Origin of the sequence: Thermococcus sp. LS2, from assembly GCF_012027375.1 — an archaeon.
Taxonomy (GTDB): Archaea; Methanobacteriota_B; Thermococci; order Thermococcales; family Thermococcaceae; genus Thermococcus_B.
The window spans coordinates 16,191-39,726 of sequence record NZ_SNUI01000001.1; the positions used below are offsets into that span (position 1 = coordinate 16,191).

General features: G+C 41.5%; 25 protein-coding genes. 11 read left to right on the forward strand and 14 right to left on the reverse strand.

Going from position 1 to position 23,536, the window contains the following annotated elements; genetic code table 11:
• Positions 1 to 45 precede the first annotated feature (45 nt).
• From fdhD to E3E24_RS00115, 5 genes are all read right to left on the reverse strand, one after another.
• Positions 46 to 825 carry a formate dehydrogenase accessory sulfurtransferase FdhD gene (gene fdhD / locus E3E24_RS00095; RefSeq protein WP_167886094.1) on the reverse strand — a complete coding sequence of 260 codons (780 nt, stop codon included), beginning with the start codon at positions 823 to 825 and terminating at the stop codon, positions 46 to 48.
• 35 nt (positions 826 to 860) lie between these two features.
• Positions 861 to 2,066: a nickel-dependent hydrogenase large subunit gene (locus tag E3E24_RS00100; protein ID WP_167886095.1), complete on the reverse strand. Its 1,206-nt coding sequence runs from the start codon at positions 2,064 to 2,066 to the stop codon at positions 861 to 863.
• A 62-nt stretch (positions 2,067 to 2,128) separates the two neighbouring features.
• Complete coding sequence (locus E3E24_RS00105; RefSeq protein WP_167886096.1) at positions 2,129 to 2,962, reverse strand: Coenzyme F420 hydrogenase/dehydrogenase, beta subunit C-terminal domain; 834 nt, start codon at positions 2,960 to 2,962, stop codon at positions 2,129 to 2,131.
• Positions 2,959 to 3,636, reverse strand: a complete 678-nt coding sequence (locus E3E24_RS00110) for a 4Fe-4S binding protein (RefSeq protein ID WP_167886097.1) — start codon at positions 3,634 to 3,636, stop codon at positions 2,959 to 2,961. The genes E3E24_RS00105 and E3E24_RS00110 overlap by 4 nt, the downstream gene beginning before the upstream one ends.
• A 5-nt stretch (positions 3,637 to 3,641) precedes the next feature.
• Positions 3,642 to 4,823 carry a nickel-dependent hydrogenase large subunit gene (locus tag E3E24_RS00115; RefSeq protein ID WP_167886098.1) on the reverse strand — a complete coding sequence of 394 codons (1,182 nt, stop codon included), beginning with the start codon at positions 4,821 to 4,823 and terminating at the stop codon, positions 3,642 to 3,644.
• A gap of 339 nt (positions 4,824 to 5,162) precedes the next feature.
• On the opposite strand from E3E24_RS00115, the gene E3E24_RS00120 reads away from it, so the two are divergent.
• From E3E24_RS00120 to E3E24_RS00155, 8 genes are all read left to right on the forward strand, one after another.
• The gene (locus E3E24_RS00120; protein WP_013467773.1) at positions 5,163 to 5,390 is read left to right on the forward strand and encodes a TRAM domain-containing protein; all 228 of its coding nucleotides are present in this window, start codon (positions 5,163 to 5,165) and stop codon (positions 5,388 to 5,390) included.
• A gap of 333 nt (positions 5,391 to 5,723) precedes the next feature.
• A complete protein-coding gene (locus E3E24_RS00125; RefSeq protein WP_167886099.1) occupies positions 5,724 to 6,998 on the forward strand; it encodes a tRNA (N(6)-L-threonylcarbamoyladenosine(37)-C(2))-methylthiotransferase in 1,275 nt (424 codons plus the stop codon).
• A gap of 42 nt (positions 6,999 to 7,040) precedes the next feature.
• Positions 7,041 to 7,280, forward strand: coding sequence for a hypothetical protein (locus tag E3E24_RS00130; RefSeq protein ID WP_167886100.1), 240 nt, complete (start codon positions 7,041 to 7,043; stop codon positions 7,278 to 7,280).
• A gap of 90 nt (positions 7,281 to 7,370) precedes the next feature.
• Positions 7,371 to 7,850, forward strand: coding sequence for a DUF2178 domain-containing protein (locus E3E24_RS00135; RefSeq protein ID WP_167886101.1), 480 nt, complete (start codon positions 7,371 to 7,373; stop codon positions 7,848 to 7,850).
• 1 nt (position 7,851) lies between these two features.
• Complete coding sequence (locus E3E24_RS00140; protein ID WP_167886102.1) at positions 7,852 to 8,049, forward strand: helix-turn-helix transcriptional regulator; 198 nt, start codon at positions 7,852 to 7,854, stop codon at positions 8,047 to 8,049.
• Position 8,050: 1 nt separating this feature from the next.
• On the forward strand, positions 8,051 to 8,233 hold the full coding sequence (locus E3E24_RS00145; protein ID WP_167886103.1) for a hypothetical protein: 183 nt from the start codon (positions 8,051 to 8,053) through the stop codon (positions 8,231 to 8,233).
• Positions 8,214 to 8,945 carry an ABC transporter ATP-binding protein gene (locus E3E24_RS00150; RefSeq protein ID WP_167886104.1) on the forward strand — a complete coding sequence of 244 codons (732 nt, stop codon included), beginning with the start codon at positions 8,214 to 8,216 and terminating at the stop codon, positions 8,943 to 8,945. Before E3E24_RS00145 ends, E3E24_RS00150 begins: the two co-directional genes overlap by 20 nt.
• Positions 8,942 to 10,231 (forward strand): ABC transporter permease, encoded by a 1,290-nt coding sequence (locus tag E3E24_RS00155; RefSeq protein ID WP_167886105.1) that lies wholly within the window; start codon positions 8,942 to 8,944, stop codon positions 10,229 to 10,231. The genes E3E24_RS00150 and E3E24_RS00155 overlap by 4 nt, the downstream gene beginning before the upstream one ends.
• Before the next feature lie 13 nt (positions 10,232 to 10,244).
• Here E3E24_RS00155 and E3E24_RS00160 read toward each other — a convergent pair whose 3' ends face one another.
• A complete protein-coding gene (locus E3E24_RS00160; protein ID WP_167886471.1) occupies positions 10,245 to 10,652 on the reverse strand; it encodes an RNA-binding domain-containing protein in 408 nt (135 codons plus the stop codon).
• A gap of 94 nt (positions 10,653 to 10,746) precedes the next feature.
• On the opposite strand from E3E24_RS00160, the gene E3E24_RS00165 reads away from it, so the two are divergent.
• Positions 10,747 to 11,556, forward strand: a complete 810-nt coding sequence (locus E3E24_RS00165; protein ID WP_167886106.1) for a ZIP family metal transporter — start codon at positions 10,747 to 10,749, stop codon at positions 11,554 to 11,556.
• Here the strand turns inward: E3E24_RS00165 and E3E24_RS00170 are convergent.
• Entirely contained in the window at positions 11,542 to 12,102 is a 561-nt protein-coding gene (locus E3E24_RS00170) for a dephospho-CoA kinase (protein WP_167886107.1), read from the reverse strand. The genes E3E24_RS00165 and E3E24_RS00170 overlap by 15 nt on opposite strands.
• Before the next feature lie 44 nt (positions 12,103 to 12,146).
• Complete coding sequence (locus E3E24_RS12745; RefSeq protein ID WP_240912166.1) at positions 12,147 to 15,569, reverse strand: DEAD/DEAH box helicase; 3,423 nt, start codon at positions 15,567 to 15,569, stop codon at positions 12,147 to 12,149.
• 52 nt (positions 15,570 to 15,621) lie between these two features.
• On the opposite strand from E3E24_RS12745, the gene E3E24_RS00190 reads away from it, so the two are divergent.
• Positions 15,622 to 16,191: a hypothetical protein gene (locus E3E24_RS00190; RefSeq protein ID WP_167886108.1), complete on the forward strand. Its 570-nt coding sequence runs from the start codon at positions 15,622 to 15,624 to the stop codon at positions 16,189 to 16,191.
• Here E3E24_RS00190 and E3E24_RS00195 read toward each other — a convergent pair.
• The 5 genes from E3E24_RS00195 to E3E24_RS00215 form a co-directional block, all read right to left on the reverse strand.
• A complete protein-coding gene (locus E3E24_RS00195) occupies positions 16,181 to 17,155 on the reverse strand; it encodes an ABC transporter ATP-binding protein (RefSeq protein WP_167886109.1) in 975 nt (324 codons plus the stop codon). The two genes, E3E24_RS00190 and E3E24_RS00195, sit on opposite strands and share 11 nt — an antisense overlap.
• 9 nt (positions 17,156 to 17,164) lie before the next feature.
• Positions 17,165 to 18,145, reverse strand: coding sequence for an ABC transporter ATP-binding protein (locus tag E3E24_RS00200; RefSeq protein ID WP_167886110.1), 981 nt, complete (start codon positions 18,143 to 18,145; stop codon positions 17,165 to 17,167).
• Positions 18,138 to 19,295, reverse strand: a complete 1,158-nt coding sequence (locus tag E3E24_RS00205) for an ABC transporter permease (protein ID WP_167886111.1) — start codon at positions 19,293 to 19,295, stop codon at positions 18,138 to 18,140. The genes E3E24_RS00200 and E3E24_RS00205 overlap by 8 nt, the downstream gene beginning before the upstream one ends.
• A gap of 10 nt (positions 19,296 to 19,305) precedes the next feature.
• Complete coding sequence (locus E3E24_RS00210; RefSeq protein ID WP_167886112.1) at positions 19,306 to 20,307, reverse strand: ABC transporter permease; 1,002 nt, start codon at positions 20,305 to 20,307, stop codon at positions 19,306 to 19,308.
• Between the two features lie 64 nt (positions 20,308 to 20,371).
• Complete coding sequence (locus tag E3E24_RS00215; RefSeq protein WP_167886113.1) at positions 20,372 to 22,531, reverse strand: ABC transporter substrate-binding protein; 2,160 nt, start codon at positions 22,529 to 22,531, stop codon at positions 20,372 to 20,374.
• Between the two features lie 418 nt (positions 22,532 to 22,949).
• Here E3E24_RS00215 and E3E24_RS00220 point away from each other — a divergent pair, with 418 nt between their 5' ends.
• Complete coding sequence (locus E3E24_RS00220) at positions 22,950 to 23,192, forward strand: Lrp/AsnC family transcriptional regulator (RefSeq protein ID WP_167886114.1); 243 nt, start codon at positions 22,950 to 22,952, stop codon at positions 23,190 to 23,192.
• On the opposite strand, the gene E3E24_RS00225 is transcribed toward E3E24_RS00220, so the two are convergent.
• The gene (locus E3E24_RS00225) at positions 23,193 to 23,504 is read right to left on the reverse strand and encodes a signal recognition particle protein Srp19 (protein ID WP_167886115.1); all 312 of its coding nucleotides are present in this window, start codon (positions 23,502 to 23,504) and stop codon (positions 23,193 to 23,195) included.
• Positions 23,505 to 23,536 lie beyond the last annotated feature (32 nt).

Below are 23,536 nucleotides of genomic sequence, written 5' to 3' on the forward strand. Positions count from 1 at the left end.
GAATTGTTTAAATTGTTTATCAACGTTAAATACAGTAGAAAAATGTCAAGTTTCGGTTTCCGATGCTATTCTATGTTCACCGCCGTATATATTAAATCTTTTCCCTCTGGCGAATCCAATCAGTGTTACATTATGCTTTCTTGCAAGTTCGACTCCTTTATCCGTTGGCGGAGACTTAGTTATCACAATAGGTATGCCCGCATTGACAACTTTTTTCGCCATACCATATGGCATTCTGCCACTTGAAGCCAAGATTAACTCACTTAACTCTAGTCCATTGAGAACAGCATAACCAACTACTTTATCAACAGCATTGTGTCTGCCAATATCTTCACTAAACGCGAGCACTCTACCGTCTTTATCAAAAAGGGCTGCCCAATGAGTCCCTCCAGTCTTTCTCCACGTCTCTGCAAGCTGAGTCATAGAGGAGGATATTCTTAAGATGAGCTCAGGGGAAACTTTTATGTCTCCAGCTTTTCTGCTGAGAACTCCTCCTTCTCTAGCTTTATACGGATCCCCGCAAGGAGTATGCCTTATGGTCAACTCGCTTCCCAAGCCACTAATGTCTGAACCCCTTATTTTTACGTAAATCCTCTCTCCTTCGACCCAGCTGTCAAGGATATTCTCTGCTTTTTCGTACCCCTCACAGACAACGAAACCAGCTCCAAGCTCTCTAAGCTGGTTTGGTGAAGCTGGAAGTTCAGCAAGAAACTCTTCAAATCCATCATAGACTATATAAATCTCAAACTTCTCCTCAATACAGACATAATCCTCAAGAGCTTTCAGACCATTCTCCCATTTGAAAATCCTTACCTTCTTTATCATCTGATCACCAAAGTTAGAGTATAATGGGTGGTTTTTCAATTTTTCCGTATATGCTCTACATGGGTTGTGCACGGTATGCATGGATCAAACAACCTAACAGCAGCCTCAGCAGCTTCAACTGTCAGTCCTTTAACGGCGTTCTCGATTATCGGAATGTTGAACATTGTAGGGGTCACTATTTTTAGCTTGCTGATTTTTCCTTCCTCATCAAGCTCTACGTAGTGGAACAGAGTTCCTCTTGGAGCCTCATAAACTCCAACACCCTTACCCGGCCCAAAAATAATGTTCTGCTTTCTAAATGGCTCTTTTACATTAATTTCATTCAAAATCTCTTTCATCCTTTCAAATGAAAGGTCTATCTCCAGTATTCTTGAAGCATAGAGCCCAAATAGGGAGATCCCCTTAAAAGGTGTGAAGAGCATGAGCCTTGCTCTTGGACCAACTTCAACAGCTTTTCCTTTGTAAAAAGCAACCATCACTGTGGCCTCATTTACAAGCTTTCTTGGCTCTTCCCTATACTCCCAGTAAGGAACAGTTTGAATATCTTTAAAGGAAACTCTGTATTTGTCTCCAAAGAACAAGTCAGATGCTAAGAATTCATTTCTGACTATTTTTGCCCTCAGCTCATCTGCAATCTCCGTGAGATTGTCCTCATCCAAGAGGATACTCTTGATTTCCTCCCATTCCTTTTCAATCTTTGGAAGCTTCGCTTTTAAGTGATTCAAGACACTCCATTTTGGTGCCCTTGAAATGCCGCCAACCGTTAAATAAGGAGGATGAGTCGCTCCTCCCCCTAATTTAAGCAGATAGTCGCTAACCTTGTCATACAGCTTAATTAGGCTGAAAATCAATTCATTTCTTTTTTCTTCAATAATCATATCTGCACTAACCATGATGAGAAGAAGAATATGTGTTTGAATCCTATTCACCAAGCCCAAAAGCTCTCTCATCAGCAGAGCATTTCTTGGGGGAGAAATACCAACAGCACTCTCTATAGCTTCAGCAGCAACATTTGCATGGGCAACATGACAGACGCCGCAAATCCTCATGACAGCCTTAATTGTAAAAAGTGAGTCCTTCCCAATAACAAGCTTTTCAAAACCCCTTAACGGAGCAGTTGACACAAAAAGAGCATCTTGAACTATGCCATCTTCCTGCTGGAAAATTAGCTTAGCTTCACCCATTATTCTCGTAACGCTCTCGAGGGGTATGTAGCTCAATGCACTTTTAGAATCATTCATGTCTTAAAATTGAAAAGATAGAAATAAAAAACTTTCTAAAAAGTTAAAAGCAAACTGTAAAATTAAAGCAAATACATCATGTTTTGCTGCGCCCTTGCAAGTTTATCCCTTGCCTTCTTCAAAACTTCTCCGATCACATGCGAACCATCTTTCAGCTCCAAATATCCTTCTTTCTCCGCGTTTTTGATGAGTTCCTCTGCTCTAGGATTTCTGGCAATGAGAACTGTCCACCCTGGCTCGCTTTCTACGAATCCAGCTGATATGTCGCTCCATGTTCCAGTATAGTCAGTGCACACCAAACAGCCCGTTTGGAGATATGAGTAGACTTCCTCAATCGGCAGAGCAAGCGTTGTGTCATTGTATACTATTTCAAGGAAATCCTTCTTGAGGACTATATCCTTTATCTGCTCCGCTTTTATGCCGTATTTCATTCTGAGGTAGTTTAGGAATGCCTCGAAAGCGAATGTTCCCATACAGAACAGGCTTATTATGTACTTTATCCTTTCACCAAAGTCAGTTTCTAAAAGGGGGAAGTCCCTCATTTGACCAAAAAACTGTGCTTGACATGGTAGACATACTAAAGCAACTCTTTTCAAGTCTTCCTCCTCAATTTTTGCTTTCATTCTCGCTGCAAATGGAACTATACTCCACTTATTTCCTGCTGCTTCTAATAGTTCCTCTTTATTATGGGCAACGATTGCCTGCCCTTCAAATCCTTTTATTCTCTTTGCCGTAACGACGCCGTCAACTATGCCTTTCTCAAGAGCATAAGTTAACAAAGCAGTAACCGCTCCTCCGCTTGCGACCTTTCTTTTCCTTATCTCTTCATCCTTAGCCCTAGCTAAGTAGATTCCAAAGACAGTTCCCAAAAGATTATCTGATGCCAAGCTGATCATATCCTACCCCCCATACAAAGCAGTTGAGACGCACGAGGACATCTCACATAGCAAGTTCCACAGCGAATGCACTTCTCGGCTATGAGGTTAGGTCTCTTATCAATCAGCTTAATTGCTTGAGTTGGACATGAAAGCTCACATGCACCACAACCGATGCAAAGACCCGTCAAAACAATATCGTCAATCAAGTCAAAGCCACTGAGCTTTTTGATATCTGCACAGACTTTAAACAGTCTAAGCCTCCTCTCATCGCCAGCTATGAAGAACTTGAAGAACGACTGAACCATTTGGTGAGTCGGAGGACAGCCGGGAATAGAGTAATCAACCTTAATAACACTGTTTACAGGCTGGAAGTTTCTGTGGTCGGGTCTAGGCTCTTGTCCGCCTCTACAGAACCTTAAAATTCCTCCAAATGTAGCGCATGAGCCGAAAGCAACGAGAGTGCTTGCTTTCTCTCTAAGGCTCTTTACCTTTTCAATTATATGAGGTTCATTCATACAAACTCCACCAGTTATGATGACCATATCATACTTGTCCTCAGCGCAAGTTTTCTTTGCAAGGTACTTCATGTCTAAATCAACGAACTCTTGGATGTTCGGAAGTGCTCTTAAAATGCTAACATTACAGCCTTCACAACCTCCGATATCAACGTGAAGGACTTTTAATTTCTCCATTTTGCTCACCTCAACTCCACAACATGGGTTGTACATGGAATGCATGGGTCATACAAGCGCATAACAGCTTCTGCAGCCTGAATGCTGAGCCCTACTGCTGCCTCTTCCATAATTGGGATGTTGAACATTGTCGGGACCACTATCTTAAAGTTCTGAATTCTGCCCTCTTCTCCAAGTTCTACGTAGTGGAACAGAGTCCCTCTTGGAGCTTCATAAACTCCAACACCCTTACCCGGCCCAAAAATAATGTTCTGAGTTCTGAACGGTTCATTCATACTAACTTGGTCGAGAATTTCCTCCAGCCTCTCAAGGGCTATTGTTATCTCCTCAACTCTCGCTAGGTGAATTCCAAAGAGGGAGCTGTCTCTGAATGACCTGTAAACAGCCATTCTTGCTCTAGGGCCGACTTCAACAGCTTTTCCCTTATAAAATGCAACCTGAGTTGTTGCTTCTTTTGCCATCTCATCATTTTCACCTTTGTAATCCCAATAAGGAACTGTCTTCACTGCTTCTGGGGAAACATTGTATTCATCGCCGTAAAACATATGGGAAGCAAGATATTCAGGAGTGAACTTCTTTTCTTTAAGCTCCATGGCAATCTCAGTTAAATACCCCTCATCCACTAAATAAGGCATTATCTCGGCCCAGAGTGACTTAAGCTCTGGGAGTCTTGCCTTAAGGTTGTTGAAGACGCTCCACTTTGGAACTTTTAGAAGACCGCCAACTGTTAGATATGGGGGATGCGTGGCAGCACCCCCCAGCTTAAGCAGATAATCGCTTATTTTCCCGTGAAGGGTCATCAGCTTAAAGATGACTTCCATTCTCTTCTCTTCAATTATGAAGTCCCCTGCCATCATCGCCAATTGAAGAATGTGGCTTTGAATTCTGTTTATCAAGCCGAGTGCTTCCCTAATTAAGAGGCCGTTTCTAGGGGGTAAAATTCCCAAAGCATTCTCTATTGCCTCTGCAGTTGCGTTTCCATGTGATGCATGGCAAAGTCCGCATATTCTCATGACGGCTTCAACTGCAAAGAGGGGATTCTTACCTATGACCAACTTTTCAAATCCTCTCACTGGAGCGGTAGCGATGAAATTAGCCCGTTTAACAACACCATCCTCATGATATAGGACCAGCTTAGCCTCGCCAGCAATTCTGCAGAACTCATCTATTTGAAGATACTCGCTCATCATTATCCCTCCATCTCTGAATTTCTCTTCATAAAATGTTATGAGAACTTAGAATAAAAGGATTTTCTGAACCAAAAGTTTAGAACGTAAAAGTTTCGGATCAAAATGGCATCATCGGAAGGGAAAACGGTAAATAAAATGATAGAACGTTTAAGTATTTCAAAGGATTTCCTATGGTTTATTTGCAATTTTGAGCGCACTTTTGCAGTTTTCAAAAAGTTGCTCACTAATGCTAAACCCCAACATTCACTCAAAATGCAAAGCTTTATAAAGGCACAGACCAAGTAATGGTGACGTTCTTCTGAAGGGCGTTGAAATATTTGAAAGGAGATATTGGAAATGTATGGAGATAGATTTGGCGGAAATAGGGACAGATTTGGCGGAGTAGCTCCAGTTAAGGTTGGAGAAAGATACACTGTTAAAATCGAAAGTATAGGAAAAGGCGGAGACGGGATAGCTAGGATTAAAGGCTTTGTTGTATTTGTACCAAATACCAAAGTCGGTCAGGAAGTTGAGATTGTAATTAACTCTGTCAAGAGAAAGTTCGCTTTTGGAGAAGTTATTTGATTTCACATTCACAGTCCATTTTGGACTTCAAACTTTTTCTTTTGTTTTGAAATTGAAAAAACTTATGGGGAGATTAAAGCTTAGTTCTTGATGAATCTAGCACCTTAATTTTTTATCCTTGCGGTATTTGTTGCTGTTTTGATGATTAGGTTCCTAGTAATAGGCATTTACAGAGTCACAGGAACCCCTTATTAGCTACCTCATTGCCTTTGGCATGCTCATTGTAATTAGCCTTAGCCTTTTCCTGTTTTTGCAAGGACAAAACAAGGAAGATATAACATTTCACACATTTAGCCAATTAAGTTTTTAAAGCGCTAAGCTTAGCACTTTGCGATGAGAGTTCACATTGAAACTTATGGATGCACAAGGAATAAAGCGGATGCAGAAATCATGGAAGCCCTCTTGGTTAGTGCAGGTTATGAAATAGTTGATTTGGATAGTGCGGAGTATGTAATCGTGAACACTTGTGCTGTGAAAGATCCAACAGAAAAGCACATGAGAAAGAGAATTAAAGAGCTCCTAGATGCTGGCAAAAAGGTTATTGTCACCGGTTGCTTGCCTCATATTAACATTGAAGCAATAGACGAGAGAGTATCAGCAATCTTAGGCGTTAAGAGCATAGATAGGATTGTTGAGGCCATTGAGCTAGCAGAAAGAGGCGTAAAGCTCATTGATGTAGAGCAGAGGGAAATAGACAAGCTTGAGCTTCCAAGAGTGTGGAAGAGCAAAGTAGTTTTTGTTGTGCCAATTAGTGAGGGCTGCTTAAATGCATGCACCTACTGTGCAACACGCTTTGCAAGAGGTATTCTGAAGAGCTATTCCCCAGAGAAAATTGTCAGATGGGCTAAAGAGGCATTGGCTAAAGGCTATAGGGAGATACAGCTTTCAAGCGAAGATACTGGCTGCTATGGTTTTGATATTGGGACAAACTTAGCTGAGCTTTTAGACGAACTCACGTCCATAGAAGGAGAGTTTAGAATTAGAGTCGGCATGATGAACCCAAATCATGTCATAAAGTTCCTCGATGAGCTCATTGATGCCTACAAAGATGAAAAGATTTACAAATTCTTGCATTTGCCAGTTCAGAGTGGGGATAATGAAATTCTAAGGAAAATGGGCAGAACATACACAGTTGAAGATTTCGAAGAGATTGTAAATGCCTTTAGGAAAGAGTTTCCAGAGCTGAACTTAAATACGGATATAATTGTTGGGTTCCCTGGAGAAAGCGAAGAGGCTTTCCAGAATACTGTTGAGCTTATAAAGAGAGTCAAGCCAGATAAGATAAACGTTTCAAGATTCTCTCCAAGACCCGGAACTTTAGCGGCAAGAATGCCAAACCAGATAGTTGGGTGGCGTGTTAAAGAGCGCTCCCGCTATCTTCACCGCTTGAGGTTAGCTATAAGCTATGAGATAAACCAGAAGTATGTTGGACAAGAAGTCCTAGTTCTAACACACGGGGAAGGAAAGAAAGGAGGAGTTGAAGGCAGAACGATGAACTACAAGGAGATAATTCTGCCAGAGGCTCCAATTGGAGAATTCGTGAAAGTAAAAGTCACAAAGGCAACTGCAACTTATCTAGTGGGAGAGCTTGTTACATCCCTTCTTTGAAATACGAAAGCCGTATTAACTTTGGGAGATACTAATTCTTGGATGAAAAAAATGAAAAGCATATTGCTTATTCGAGGTTTTAGAGGGTGTGAGAGGCTTATTGATTACTATTTAAAAATCCATAGTCTATCTAAAGAGATTTTTCTTGTTAAGGGTGAATACAACATCATTGCAGAAATCGAATATGAAGATTATGAAAACTTCAAAAATGTGGTTTCTGAACTCTGTAAGCTTCACGAAATTTCCAAAATAACAATCCTAAATGTAAAAAGTATCTTCTAAATTCCAGATAGTAGTTTAGGCATAACCACAAAACTTATAAGTAATGTAAAGTAAACTTTACGTAAAGGAAACTTTACATCGGTGATGTGGATGAACGAGCTGATAGTTAATTTCCTTATCTGGACAGTGATAGTAGTTGGATTCACATCTATTTGGCTGTATCTTTCGAAAAAATCTGGAGATGATGAAAAGAAGAAAGCCCTAATTCCAGCCGTGATTGTAATCATAACGATGGGTTATATAATGGGATGGGCAATCAGCGAGGAAAACTCGACACTTGCATTTTCCACACTCGTAATTGGTGCACTAATGCTTCACCTCTACTACAGCTCCCTAAGGAAGAAAGGATATGTTCTCGAAGACGAAAGAATTCTGAGAATTGGGGAAATCTCAGCAAGGAGAACCCTTCAAGTGTTTATGATTGGATTAGCATTTGTTGTGATATACCTCTCAATAGCCCAGCGGAAAAATCCCACACTTAGGGATGCATTCATTTTGGCTGAAGCTTTGCTTGTAGCTGTGATGCTCCTCCATATAGCGTTCAGAGCATATTATAGCAGGGTGATGTAACGTGAAGAACCACCTGAGGGAGCTTAGAGAAGCAAGAGGCTTAACTCAGGAGGAGCTGGCGAAAATACTAGGAGTTACAAGGCAGACAATAATAGCGATTGAAAAAGGTAAGTATGATCCCTCCCTAAAGCTGGCTTTTAAAATAGCCCGATTCTTCGGAGTTAAGATCGAGGATATATTCATCTATGAGGGTGATTGAGATGTTTAGGAGCAGATACAGAGAAAGAGCCTGGTGGGCAATGTTTGTTGGTCTTCTTTTTGCATTTTCTGGCGCTTATGAGAATTTCAAGCCCATAACCATTGTTGGAATACTGTTTGCGACCTTTGGAGTGATACTGCTCGAATACGACCGGAGGGTTGCACATGACAGCGATAAAAGTTGAAAACCTCGAAAAAGACTATGGGAAAGTTAAAGCCCTAAAGGGGATAAGCTTTGAAGTTAAGGAAGGAGAGATTTTCGGCCTGATTGGACCCAATGGTGCCGGGAAATCGACAACTCTCAAGATTTTAGCTACTCTTTTAGTCCCAACTGGTGGAAGAGCCGAGGTTTATGGGTATGATGTTGTGAGAGAAGCTGAGGAGGTGAGAAAGCTCATCAGCTATCTCCCAGAGGAGGCTGGAGCATACAAAAATCTCACTGGATACGAATATCTAGAGTTTATGGCAAAGCTATACTCAAAGACTGGGAGAAGTGTTGATGAAATGCTGAAGCTTGGCATTGAAATCGCCGGGCTTGGAGAGAGAATTCACGACAAAGTTGCAACTTATTCAAAGGGTATGACAAGAAAGCTTTTGCTTGCGAGAGCTTTAATGGTCACACCAAAGCTCGCTATTCTTGACGAGCCTGCAAGCGGTCTTGATATAGTGAATGCTTATGCAATTAGGCAGACAATCAAAAGATTTGCAAGAGAGGAGGGGGTTACATTCCTAATTTCCAGCCACAACATGCTCGAAGTGGAATTTCTGTGCGATAGAGTGGCTTTGATAAACAAGGGCATTATCATTGATATCGGAACATCAAAAGAACTGAAAGAGAAGTACAACGCTGAGAACCTCGAGGAAGTCTTTATGAAAGCTGTGGGGGTGAAATTATGAGCGACTTCTTTGTGATAGTCATGAAAGAGCTTAAGGATTTAATGAGGAACAAACAAATTATAGTCGGAATGATAATCGTCCCGCTCATTCTCTTTCCCGCTTTAGGAAAGATGGTAAGCTTTGGAATAAGTGAAGCAAAGGAAGAGACCAAAGTCATCCTCGTCAATTTTGATGAAGGAAAATATGGTGATGTTCTCATAAGCGCCCTTAAAGCTGCTCCAAATGTTACTGTGACTCTCATCGATGCCCAGACAGTGCAAGAAGCAATTCAAAAAGCTCAAGCCGAAAATTATAACGTCGTCGTAATAATTCCAGAGGATTTCTCCAAAAACATTGAAAATGGGGAAAAGACATATGTTGAAGTTTATGCCGTGTTTAAAGGGATAAGTGCAGGAATCAAAGAGAGCGTAAGTGAAGGAAGAATTAACGCTGTTCTACAAGTCCTTAATGAAGAGTTAGCAAAGCTGAAGATAAGCGAGGCAGTGAACGGTAATCCGGAAGCAATTTTACATCCAATAGATGCAAAAAGCTACTCGGTGATTCAAGGAAGAATTATAGATGTTCCTCCCTCAGTCGTCTCTGGAATAATCTACTCCCAAGCATTCTCCATTCCTTTAGTGCTCTTCATAATGATAAGCTATGTTTCTCAGATGGCTGCAACAACAATGGCAGCTGAAAAAGAGAACAAAACACTCGAAACTCTGCTGACCTTACCTGTTAAGAGAATAACAATAATAACCGGCAAAATGGTGGGAACAGCGATAATAGCCCTCATTGCATCAATTGCTTACATGATTGGTCTGAAATATTACATAAACTCTTTTTCCCCCGAAAACATGACTCAAATCGGAATCAACCTAAAAGACCTCGGACTTGAAATGACACCCAAAGGGGCTCTGCTCTTCGGGATTTCACTGTTCCTAAGCATAGTCTTTGCCTTAAGCTTGGCAATGCTCATTTCAGTGTTTGCAGAGGACATAAGGAGTGCAGGAACAATGGTCAGCATGATTATGATGCCTCTCCTCTTCCCAATCTGGATTTTGATGTTCAAAGATATCTCAACTCTGCCACCAGCAATAAAGTGCTTCCTTTATGCAATTCCCTTCAGTCATCCAGTAATAGCTTCAAGAGCCGTTCTTTTGAAGCAGTATGGAATAGTTTACGCTGGAATAGCTTATCTTCTCCTCATCAGCGGAGCAATGCTCTACATAACTGCAAAGTTCTTCTCAACAGAAAAAGTGCTTACAGCAAAGCTGAAGTGGGGAAAGAAGAAAGGAACCGAGTAGCTTTTTCTTCTTTTTACTCTATCGGAACTCCATCTTTTGTCCTCGGAGCCAGCCATCTCATTAACCTTTGTGGGTCTTTAGTCCTTATTGTAATTGTTATTGGTCCCAAAGGGGATTCCTCATTAAAGTTCACTTTTCCAGCATAAGCTACTTGCTTGTGGACTTTGATTATAATTTCCTCACCAAAGTAGCCATCCTCAAGAAAAGCCCTCGCTGTGTCGAGAATAGCCTGGCCTCTAAAAAGCTCATACAACCTTTGTAAAGCTTTTTTATTCTTTGTTTTCCCAACTAAAATTATGTAGTCCCCCTTATCAAATGCCTCAAACTCCAAACCAGGGACTAAATTCAGCATAGCCTTCTTTACTTTCTCAATATCCTCAGTGGGATAAACGTAAGCCTCAACTTCAACTTCTTCAAACATCTCTCTCACCATTGCTGCTCTTCTCTATGACGGTTTTAAAGTTTTGGGCAACGTTTATAAGTTTAGGAGAACCTAAAATATTTAGGTGTAGTGCATGCTAGAAAACTTCATTCAAAGTTTGGCAAGCTATATACTCTCAGCATCAAACGGAAACATTATTCTCATTGCCTTCTATGCCGGGTTGTTCGTTGCTTTAATGACCTCTCTCGGCTCTTTAGTTGCAATATTTGCTAAAAGCCTTCCAGAATGGAGCGTTGAATTCAGCCTAAGCTTTGCCGCTGGAGTTATGATTGTTGCGAGCTTTACAAGCTTAATTTTGCCAGCGATAGAATCAACCAACAGCTTTGCTCCAGCTGGGATTGGAATCTTTTTGGGAGTCATATTAATTTCCGTAATAGACAAGCTCATCCCACATGAACATATTGTTAAAGGTTATGAAGGTCCAAAGGAGCTGAGAGATAAGTTAAAAGTGGTCTGGTTAATTGTTCTCGCTATGATAATTCACAACCTTCCAGAAGGACTAGCTGTTGGGACTTCGATAGTTTACAATCTTGAAACCGGACTTGTTACAGCTTTAGCAATAGGGATTCAGGATTTTCCAGAGGGTATTGTTGTTGCCCTTCCTCTAGCAGTGCTCCAGAAGAAAAGGTTGCAGCCAATACTTATTGGAGTTCTGAGTGGAGTTGCTGAAATGATTATGACAGTTCTTGGAGCACTGCTATTTATCAACCTCAACTGGCTTTTGCCCTATGGTCTGGGCTTAGCTGGGGGAGCAATGCTATATATAACAGTTAAAGAAATGGTCCCTGAAATTTACAAAAAAGAGGAAAATGAAACTCTCATAACAACTGGCTTCTTCTTGGGCTTTTACGTGATGCTGTTTCTGGATTCAATGCTTGGATAATCCAAGCTTCTTTGCCAATTCCTCAATTTCTTTTCTGTAATCATCAATGTGATTGTCATTTACTATCATATAATCAGCCAACGCTATCACTGCGCCAATACCGAATTTAAGCTCCTTCCAGTCTCTAGCCTCAAAATCTTCCCAAGTTTTTGGGTCATCGCTCCTTCCTCTCCGCTTTAAACGCTCAAATCTCTTCTTCGGGGAAGAATGGACAGCTATTATTATAATCTCCTGGTCTGGAAAAGCATCTTTGAACGTCTGAATTTCATCTAAAGAACGGACGCCATCAATAATAACTGCCTTATGCCTCTTTAAGAGCTCTTTAACCCTTGGAACCGTCAGCTTTGCAACAGCATTATCTCCCAGCTCTTGCCTCAGCTGAATGCTTACTTTGTTCATTCCCTCCGGAGTTCTTGGAATTCCTCTCTTATCTGCCTCTTCTCTCACAATATCTCCCATTGAAACGTGAGGAACGCCATATTTTGAGAAAATCCTCACAACTTCACCTTTACCAGAACCAGGCATGCCTACTACACAGATTATCATTGCCCATCCTCAGCTAAATATGGAGGGTTTAAAAGATTAACTAATCACTTCAAAAAGTAATCAAGAGTTCCCTTCTTTGGCTTGGGGTTTGCTTCGGATTTCTTTTCCTCTGACTTGTCAGAATCTTTAATATTTTTCAACAATGGAAGCTCAACCCCAAAATGCTTGTAGATTCTCTCCAGAACTTTAACACCAATGCCTTCAACGGCTAAAAGCTCACTCGGCTTAGCCTTTACAATGTCATTAACGGTTTTAAAGCCCGCATTGTACAAAGCCCTTGCTCTCTTCCTTCCAATCATTGGAAGCTCTACCAATTCCAACAGCTCTTCTCTAACACCATGCTTAAGCCTCAGATGGAGCCTCCTGAGGTATTTAATCGTCTCACCCCTTGCATTGAGAACCTTCGCAAGCTCAATGAGAGAATACATTAACCAGTCTGCAAGCTCAATAATCCTATACAAGTCTCCAGTATCAATCCCATAAGCCTCAATCAGCTTTGCTTCACTTACTTCATTGATCCAATCTAAGAGCAACTTGGCTGTCTTAACTTCACTCAAAAACTTCTGAAACTCGTAGTCCTCCCAGTAAGGAATTGAGCGGTATAAATAGCTCTCCATCTCATAAGCATAATCGAGATAATCCTCCTGCTCCTTCCTCTTTATGCTGAGCGTTCCCATGTCTGGAGTTGATGCCAAAAGCTGGAAGATGCCAAGAGGATTTGGATTTTCCTCTATCTGAGGCAGAGCATCTTTGAATTTTTTAGCTGTGAGAGGGTCAAGATAGAGCTGGGAAGTCCTTATACCAAAGGGCAACGCTATAAAGCGATCATTTAGGTCAATATCTATGAACTCGTTCTCAAGGAGGAAGTAAACTATGCTCTTCGCCTTGCCTTCAAGAATTTCCAAGTCTTTTCTCTGATAATAATAGAAGGTCTTCTCCAAAAACTGTATCAACTCACGGAAGCTTTCAACTCCAAAGTTTGTAATTAATGCTAAAACTTGGCTTCTAAATGCAGCATCGTTGGAGAGCATTGAGAATAGCTTTTCAGGCTTTCCAAAGATATATTTCTCCATGAGTTCTTCTGGCTTTTCTGTTTTTGCAACGATAATAGCTTCGCCTTCTTTGTCGTATTTAGGCCTTCCAGCCCTTCCCATCATCTGCTGGATTTCAAGAACGGGGATATCAGACCAGCCGAAAGTTGAGTATCTCTTTGTATCGCGGATTATAACCCTAAATGAGGGAAGATTTACACCTGCTGAATTATGAACAATGAAACCAACGCTATAGCTCTCATTATCTTCAACTTCAAGATTAAAGACTTCCCCCTCATATTCCTGCTCTTCAATCCTCCGAACTTTCAAAAGTAGGTATCCATTCCAGATCTTATTGACTTGATAAACTCTATTTCCCAGCTTTGGCAGGGGATACCCTAATTCTTCAAGAAGTGAGTAGTAGCTTTTTCCACTTATTCTTACTTCATACAATCCTTTTCTGCCCCATCTTTTATCCTTTCTATCAAAATAACGAACACTAGAAACATATCCCAATGAAGCAAGTAAAAGTTGAAGTTGATAAGCAAGATGAGGGGAAACTGTAGAGTAGGTTATATAATTTGATCTGTCCCTTGCGTTTATCCTCACATATCCATCGCCTTCTATTAATCCCTTTAATAGTCCAAGTTTTACTTCCCTGTTTCCATTAAATAGGATTACTTCAGGTATCCTTTTATTATCTGCATGGGCTCCTATATTTTTCCTCAGCCATTCAGCAAATCTCTTGTTGCAGAATCTAATTCTACGCCTATTCCTCTCTTTGTCTTCCACAACAATCTTGGCTTTTGGGAAATACTTAGATATCGTCTGAATTAGAAAACTGGTTATATCCTCTTCATATGAGGCAATGTCAAAAAGTATAGCGCCTGTTTTTGAAGTAGATCCCTCCGCAATCCATAAACCAATTAAACGTGCTGTTTCAAAATTCAATGGCAGAAATTCCGGAGTTTTCTCAAGGGCTGGATGATCCCTATTAGTAACTCCAAATTGATTAACTACTTTGGATGGTTTTCTGAGAGGTATTTTATCAACGGTAACAACAAGTTTAGGGATTGGTTGAAGTAGCATATATGAAATTTTTGGGTCATTATTCTGTTCTATGAGCTCCTTTAACTCTCTTGCAGTAATCCAAAATGGCCCTTCATACTCCCACCAAATTACTTGACGACCATTAGAATAGTGAGATTTATGCCGAATCTGCTTTATAACAAAAACTTTATGTTCGGGTGTTATTTTTATAGGGACTGTTCCAAAAGCTTTGATCACAAGCAATTTACCTTTATGTTGCCTCTTCAATGGCATAATAACTTGCTTAAATTCTCCTGTATGAGTTAAAACAAAGTCTCCTCTTTTAAGTTCAGAAACCTTTTTTACGCCATATCTTGTTATAACCAGAGTGTCTGGGTGCATACATAATGTCGGCGTCGCAGTTAAGACTTTTATCAATCCTTCCCTAAATGCATCCTCAATCAAAGTTCTCTCCGCTCTTCCTAATCCAGCATGATGAAAGGCAGCACCGTTAACTAAAACCTCCTTAAGCTTATCATTGGTTGGATTGCTCTCCAATGACTCAGCCAGCTCTTTTAATCTCCTTGCTTCGGGCTTTGTTAAAAGCCGCCTAACTTTCTTGCCAAGCATTGCAGCTTCTTTTTCCGCTGACCTCCTAGTGTTCACAAAAACCAGAGATTGTTTGCCCCTTTTGACAGCATCAATTACGAGAGAGTCCCACTGAGCTGGAAGCTTGTCAATTTTGCCATCTTCCCAAATCAGCTGACCGTGGGCAAAGACGCCTTTCCTCAGCTTTACTGGACGCCAATCACTGACCACAAGCCTAGCATTTAACCATTCAGCCAGCTCCTCAGCATTTCCAACGGTTGCGCTCAATCCCAGAATCTGGGCTTTGCCAAGCATATGTGATAATATCATCTCTAAAGTAGCTCCCCTATCATAAGACCCGAGGAGGTGAATTTCATCCGCAACGATGAGCTTCACATCTTTAATCCATCTCGATTTATGCCTCAAAAGGGAGTCAAACTTCTCTGATGTTGCTATGATTATGTCATACCTTCCGAGCCATTCTTCACTGCTGTCATAATCTCCAGTCGTTACAGCAACCCTAACCCCCAAGTCCTCCCATGTTTTGAACTCTCTGTATTTTTCTTCAGCCAAAGCCTTAAGAGGGACTAAATATACCGCCTTCCCCCCTTCAGTAAAGAGCTTGTGGAGCATCACAATTTCAGCAACGAGGGTTTTCCCGCTCGCTGTTGGAATTGCCAAAAGCAAATTCTCTCCATTGAGAACACCACTTTTCAAAGCCTCAGCTTGGGGAGGATAGAACTCGCTAATGCCGCGCTCTTTAATTTTCCTGATTATTCTCTCATCCACACCAAATCTTGAAAGCTCATCAACCCGCATTGCATATCCACTAAGGGAAAAGCGTTTATAGGCTTTTGGTTTAGCTGATAGCATGAAAGTTGAAGTACCTTATTTGGTGTTTGAAGTTAATAGGGATGAATATATGATTGATGCCCACTTTTCAAAGAAGCTTGAGCGGATTGAAAGAGTCAGCACCCTAATCCGACCAATAGACAGAACCCTATTAAAAACTGCAGAAGAACCTCTTCCAATACTCTTACAAAAGAATGAAATTGAGGGGTTCTTAAAAAATCTATTTATTGAGGTTTATGAACGCTCTGGAGAAAAGCTGAACGAAAGATTAAGGCACATGAGAAAATGGAATCTCCTTAGGCTCATTGGAATTCCAACTGGTTTTTCAAGGCATGTAGAGAAAGACGAACAGCTTTCAAAAGAAAATAGAGAGGCCATGTTCTCTCTAGCCATATTAAGAAAAATTCTTGGAGTTAAAACTCCCACAGAACTTGATAAGGTCAAGATAATCCCAAAAGAATACCTCTACTATAGGATTGAACTCAGAAACAGAGAAATTTTCAATGAAAAAGGAGAAAAAGACAGCATCTATACACAGCTCTTGGAGATTGATGAAGGTTTTAGGAAGGCATTGCTCTTTAGGATTTAGCGTAAAGCCAGCAAGCGACATAATGGTCTTTCTCAACCTCGACCATTGGAGGCTCCTCTTTTTTGCACACATCCTTTGCAAACGGACATCTTGGGTGGAATCTGCATCCAGCTGGCGGATTTATTGGGCTCGGAGGTTCTCCTTTAATGACCTTACGCTTTGCTTTAAGTTCTTTAGCCATTTCTGGGTCTGGAACTGGGATAGCTGAGAGGAGCATTTGGGTGTAGGGGTGGAGCGGATTTTCGAAGATTTTATCCGCTGGACCAACCTCGACGAGCTTTCCAAGATACATGACTCCCATTCTGTGACTCATGTACTTGACGACACCTAAATCGTGGGAGATGAAGAGATATGTAAATCCATGCTTTTCCTGCAAGTCCTTGAGAGTGTTTAGGATGTTCGCTTGGACTGAAACATCCAAAGCAGATGTTGGCTCATCAAGCACTATAAACTCCGGCTTAAGCGCCATTATTCTAGCCAAAGCAATTCTCTGCCTCTGACCACCGCTGAACTCGTGAGGATATCTGTAGAGGTGCATCTCGTTGAGTCCAACACTTTCTAGAAGATTTATCACGAACTCCTCTGGGTCATCAACTTCAATGCCATGAAATCTCACAGGCTCCATGATGATCTCAAACACTGTCTGCCTTGGGTTTAGAGACGAATATGGGTCTTGGAACATTATTTGGGATTTCCTCCTAAACCATTTGAGATCATCGCCTTTAAGTCCCATAACATTCTTGCCTTCAAAGAGAATTTCTCCGGCAGTCGGCTCTATCAAACGGAGGACTGTTCTTCCTGTTGTCGTCTTACCACAGCCGCTCTCGCCTACTAAGCCAAAAGTTTCACCCCTATAGATTTCAAAGCTTATGTCATCAACTGCTTTAACCCAGCCTTTTGTGAAGAATAAGCCTTTCACGGGGAAGTACTTTTTGAGATGTTTAACTTCCAACACTTTCTCCATGTTCTCACCTCAGTAAAGGTGGCATGCTACAAAATGTCCATCTTCAATCTCTTTCAGCTCAGGTATCTTCTGCTTGCAGACATCCATTGCAAATGGACACCTTGGATGGAATCTACAGCCGCTTGGCGGTGTGATCAGATTAGGCACTGTTCCAGGAATGGCCTCTAAGCGCTCAATCTTTGTCATCGGATTTGGCACAGCTTTGAGGAGACCCTTAGTGTACGGATGGAGGGGATTCTTGAAAATCTGCTCCACTGAGCCAATCTCAACTATCTTTCCGGCGTACATCACAGCTACTCTGTCGGCAGTTTCAGCAACAACACCTAAGTTGTGCGTGATCAAAATGACCGTTGCTTTGTATTTTTCTTTGAGCTGGTTAATCAAGTCAAGAATCTGGGCTTGAACTGTAACGTCCAAAGCCGTTGTGGGTTCATCAGCTATTAGAATCTTTGGATTGTTCGCGATTCCAATTCCAATAACTACTCTCTGCTTCATTCCACCGCTCAACTCGTGTGGATAGTTCTTAACTCTGTTCTCTGGGTCTGGGATAAGGACAGCTCTTAAAATGTCAACAGCTTTTTTAATCCCCTCTTTTATGCTCTCAACTTTTTCGTGAACCTCCATCGCTTCAGCTATTTGATAGCCAACTGTATAGAGGGGGTCGAGTGAAGCATGCGGATCTTGGAAGATGTAAGCTATTTCGTTGCCCCTAATCTCTCTAATCTGCTCCTCATCGAGCTTGAGCAGGTCAACAACGCTTCCGTCATCTCTGTAATACAAGACTTCACCCTCAACAATCCTTCCAGGGCTTTCAATAAGTTGGGTCAAAGCCCTTGAGGTTACGCTTTTTCCACAGCCTGTTTCACCAACTAATGCAAAAGTTTCACCCCTATAAACATCGAAGGAAACTTTTTCAATAGCCTTGACTATTCCAGCGTAAGTGTAAAAGTGAACAGTTAAGTTTCTAACTTGTAAAATTGGCTCAGGCATTCGCCTCACCCTCCTTCTTGCTCTTCTTTACCTTGAATTCAATGCTTCTCCTTGTCTTTGGATCAAGGATATCTCTAAGTCCATCACCAAGTAGATTCCAGCCCAATGCTACAAGCATGACAACTAAACCTGGGTAGAATACTAGCCACCATGCCTTCGGGAAATACTGAGCTCCATCATAGACTATTCTACCCCAATCAGCTATTGGCGGCGTTGCACCTAAGCCGAGAAAGCTCAATCCAGCCTCCATGAGGATTACTCCACCGAAGTCAAGGGTTATGTAAACCAATATTGGGCCGATGATGTTTGGTAAGATGTGCTTAAACATTATTGTCCATGAACTCAAGCCTATAGCCCTTGCAGCTTCAATGTAAAGCTTCTCCTTCTCTGTTAGCGTTGAACCTCTCGTTATTCTCGCATAAGCAGGCCACCAAACGATAATCATCGCCAATATGACAGCTAAAAGCCTTCCAAGGTTTCCAGCTTCTCTAATATCTAAAGCGAATAACCATAGGATAAACTTCTGAATTGCTTCGTGTGCTGATATGAAGTTCTGAATTCTCTCGGGCAAAACTGCTGATAATGCAATTGCCAGAATTAATGCTGGAAATGCGAGGAACATATCAGTTATACGCATTATTAGCTCGTCAACTTTTCCACCGTAATAGCCAGCTATGAGTCCTAGGATTATTCCGAGGGGAACTCCAAGTGAAATCACTATAATTGATATTACAAAGCTCGTCCTTGCACCGCTGAGAATTAAGCTGAGCAAATCTCTACCATAGTGGTCTGAACCCAAGGGAAAGTTTATCACGGTATTGTTGTAAAAGTCAAGGATAAACTGACTTCCTGGAGGTGCTAAGATTATTTTGTCGTAGCTCTTTGTGTAGAGCATTGGGAAGAAGTTGTATCTCCAAGGAGCTAATCTAGGCCCAAAAATTCCCACTAAAATGAACAAGATTACAAGGAATAAACCTATCAAAGCTGGGGGAGATCTGTTGAGTGCGTATAGCATTAAACGCCATTCTTCCATCTTTGATTTGTTCTTCTCCTTCCAGCCCTTTTTGAATAAGCTTATGAATGAGCCCAACCCATAGACAATCTTATCGGCAAGCTTATCCAAGATACTCTTTTTGTATTCCTCTTGCATTTAAACCACCTCAATACCTAACTCTTGGGTCAATTACTGCATAGAGGATATCAACCACCAAGTTTGCGGTAACGTAGATTATTGCATAGATGAAGGTTATTGCCACAACTGCTGGGAAGTCGAGGTTTTGAATTGAAAGGATTGCATACCTTCCCATTCCCGGTAAAGCGAAGACAGTCTCTGTAATTGGTGTTCCAGCCAACAAACCACCAAACTGGAGACCGAGAACTGTAACAATTGGAACCAGAGCATTCTTTAGTGCATGCTTGTAAATTCTCAGCTTTGGAACTCCTTTGGCCTTTAGGAACTGTATGTAGTCACCGCTGAGAGCTTCAAGGAATGAATTCCTGACGAACCTTGCGAGGACACCTGTCCCCATGAATCCCAGAACAAATCCTGGAAGCCAGAATCTAGCCAAATGCTGCTTGAAGAGGGTGAAGTTTCCTGTAAGGAGAGAATCAATTATCGGGACATGGGTAATTTGAACGGGTGGTGCAGGGGGTACTCCAGCCAAATTTGTTATCCTAAACTTAACGAAGAACACAAACAGTAGCAGATATCCCAACCAGAAAACTGGAGTTGAAACACCAATGAGAGCGAAAATCCTAACTAATGTATCTATCCAAGTGTTACGCTTTAATGCAGAGATCAAACCCAAAGGAATTCCAATCAATATTGTAAACGTAAACGCTATTATAGCCAATTGAAACGTAACAGGGAAACGATCTCTAATATCATCAAGAACGGGATTGGAAGTTCTGGGATCAATCAAGGTGTTTGTTGCTAACCCTTTTATGAGGAACCAGTACTGATCATACCAAGGTTCATTTAAGTGGTACCTCTCCTTAATCCTTTCAACTGCCTCGGGAGATGCTTTTTCACCTCCAGCCCAGGCTTTAGCGGGATCTGCTGGAATCACATACGCTATTAAGAAAACTATGATAGTCACACCAACGATTGTTGGTATAAATGTAAGAATCCTTCTGATTAAGAATTTCTTGAGATCTGCCATTTCCGTCCCTCCAATTGAGCTTTGGATTCTAAGGAGTTGAAAACTAAATTAAAGAAAAGAAAGATCAGCCAGAAACCTCGACGTTAACTTCCTTGAACTTAGTTGCACCGTAGAGGAATGGTCCAACCCAGTTGTCTGAGTCAAGGTAATCTGGCACCCAACCGACAACGTAGACGTCGAAGTCACCCTTGCTGACCTTTCCTAAGTAGACTGGCCACTCGTAGCTTGAAACTGTAACTTGGAATCCAAGCTGGCTCCAGACGTTCTGGAGGAGCGTCATTATCTTCTCACGTGCTGAGTTTCCAGCGTTGTAAATAAGCTCAATCTTGTACTTGGTTGGATCAATACCTGACTCCTTAAGGAGTTGCTGTGCTTTTGCTATGTTGTAGTCATACTTGATTATTCCGTGCTCGGTATAGCCTGGCCATGGCTTTGGAATTGGACCCCAGTTTCTCTCAAGCAAGCCTGAGTAAACTGTCTGTGCAATCTGGTCGTATGGAATTGCATAAGCCAAGGCCTGTCTGACCTTAACATTGTTGAATGGCTCCTTGTAGGTGTTGAAGACTATGAATGTAAGTATTGGCTGTAAGAGGTCTGTCTGGACAATTGACTCAAATCCATCAAGCTTGAGGCCCTTAACGTCGTTGAGTCTCTCTGGTGGTGTTGCAACAGCATCAACTGTTCCTGTCTGGAAGAGCTGAATTCTTGAAACAGCATCGTTGTTTATAACATAGATAACTCTCTTGTGAAGTGGCTTGATGTTGTTCCATATCTCCTTGTTCCAGTAGTATGGGTTAAGCTCAAGGACGATGTATGAGTTCTCCTGGTACTCTTTGACATAATATGGTCCTGTTCCAACGGGCTTCTTGTGCATGAGCTGGTGGGTTGGATCCTGCTCTCCTTCCTGGACGTACTTTGCCCATGCACTTGGATTCTTACCGTTGTCTGATGCCTTTAATGCTTCCTCATACTTGTCACCAAGGAGGTACTCCATCGGAACTACTGAGAGGAATGGGTCAGCCAAGATGTTGAGCACCGGTGCATATGGGTGTGGTAATACGAGCTTGAAGACTCCAGCTGTCTTTCCGCTGTAGCCAAAGAGGTTGAGGAGGTCATTTAGTGACTTGACTTCAACTGTCTTACCCTTATATTCTGCGATGAGCTTCTCGCTCTTGAGAATGTTCTCAAACTCCTGCTCTGTTAATGCTTGGGATTTATTAACGTCCATGAACTCTGAAACCATCCATGAGACACTGTGTCCCAACCTCTGAACACGCCAGAATGTGAAGGCAACATCTGTTGCATCAATTGGGTAAGTCTTGTCGTCCCATGGGTCATATGCTACAACTCCCCCTCTAATGACAAAGTACCACTCTGTGCCGTCTTCGTTATGTGCCCATGCAACTGCAAGATCTGGACTGACCTCTTCAGTTTCATCCTTCCAGTAGGTAACTAAGGTATCACCAATCTCGTGCCAAAGCTCCCATCCAAAGGTCTCGTAAGTCCAAGCTGGGTCAAAGCTCTCCGGCCATCCAATTGTACCTATAACATAGGTTTCAGCATCGTTCTTGTACTCACCAATTCCTATGTTGATGCTCGGGGCATTTGGATCTTCCCAAAGAAGGTCATACCTCTCTGGAAGGGTTGGGTGGTAGTACCTTCCCTTAACCCAGTTCCAATAAACACGCAATTGTCTGTTCTGTCCGATGATAACTTCGGGAACATAGTAGTTTCCTAATATGTAGAGTGCCTTAAACAGTTCACTTCTGATAGTTGGGTCAGTTTGTCTTCTTGCGGCAATTACAAGAGCGTCAACATTGGCATTTCTGAAGAATGCAGGGTTAATTGCACCGAAACCTTGTCCCTCTTCCATAAGCTTCTTGATATCTGGGGTGTTAGCCTCATCAACTACGTAGCTTACTTTAATTACCTTCTTGCCGCTTGGAAGTGAAACTGTTGGACTTTCTCCCTTTGGACCAACGACTATAACGGAATTGTCAGTTTCAATTACAGTGACTTTACCAAGCTCAAGAATTGCAGGAGTGACTCCAGATGGCTTTTGGGTCTCAGTTGCTGTTTGGGTTGGGGAAGATGGTGTTGTTTGAGTTGTTGGCTGTGTTGTAGTTGGGGTCGTCGTTGTCTTTTCTCCACCAATACATCCGCTGGCAATTACTGAAAAACCTAAAATTGCAATTAAAAACAATGCCGTTAAAGCCTTTCTCATGGGTATCCCCCCATGGCTAAAGCAATAATCTATATGAGCATAAGCAGTAATAAAACTTTCGATTACTTAGACAAATTTATGACTAAATAATTAGCTTGCTTTTAGAATGTCTTACAAAATGTTTCATATTTCCCGCAAATTGTTATCAAAATGAAAACATTCAAAAAAAGTTGGCATCTAATGTACACCTTAAACGCTCAATAGTGCACATTTTGTGATACTATAATAGAAAGACGTGCAATGCTGTTCTAGATTTTAGTATACCACAAGTCAAGAATTACCACAGTCCAAAGATTCCCACCATTGCACTGAAACATTCACGAGCTTATTACACAACACAACAGCAAAATCAATTACGAAAAGCTTAAATGAGATGAAATGCTAGTAACATCTGTAAAAAACTGCTCTGGTGGTGTAAATGGTTAGGGCATATGTTTTATTGACAGTTGAAATTGGAAAAGTAGAAAAAGTTATAGAAGAGCTCAAAAAGATACCTGGAGTTACAAAGGCAGATGCTGTGACTGGACCTTATGATGCAATAATACACATCGAAGCAGAAGACCTGGGAGAGCTCACAAGGAAGATACTGCACGACATCCACAACATTGATGGCGTAATAGACACTACAACAGCAATAGTAGTTGAGTTAGAGGAGGAGTAACTACTTTTTCCGCCTTTTGGACTTCCTGAACTCCCTAATCTTTTGGGCAATTAGTTTTAGGCTTTTTGACTTTCCATGTCTGCTTTCAACAATAAGCATTCCCCTCGTTCTTAAAGATTCATCTAGTCCAGATAATCTTGGATTCATCTTTTCCGACTCAACTTCAACAATCTTCATGTTAAGAGCTTCCGCTGCCCTAATGATTTCATCGAGCTTAGGTGACTCAACTGCCAAGTTCTTGGGAACTTCTCTTCCATATTTTCTCGAAAGTCTTGCATCTAGTTCATTTGCCCACACTACAAATTTCTTCATTTACTAACACCTAAAAGATTTAAAAGATCAAG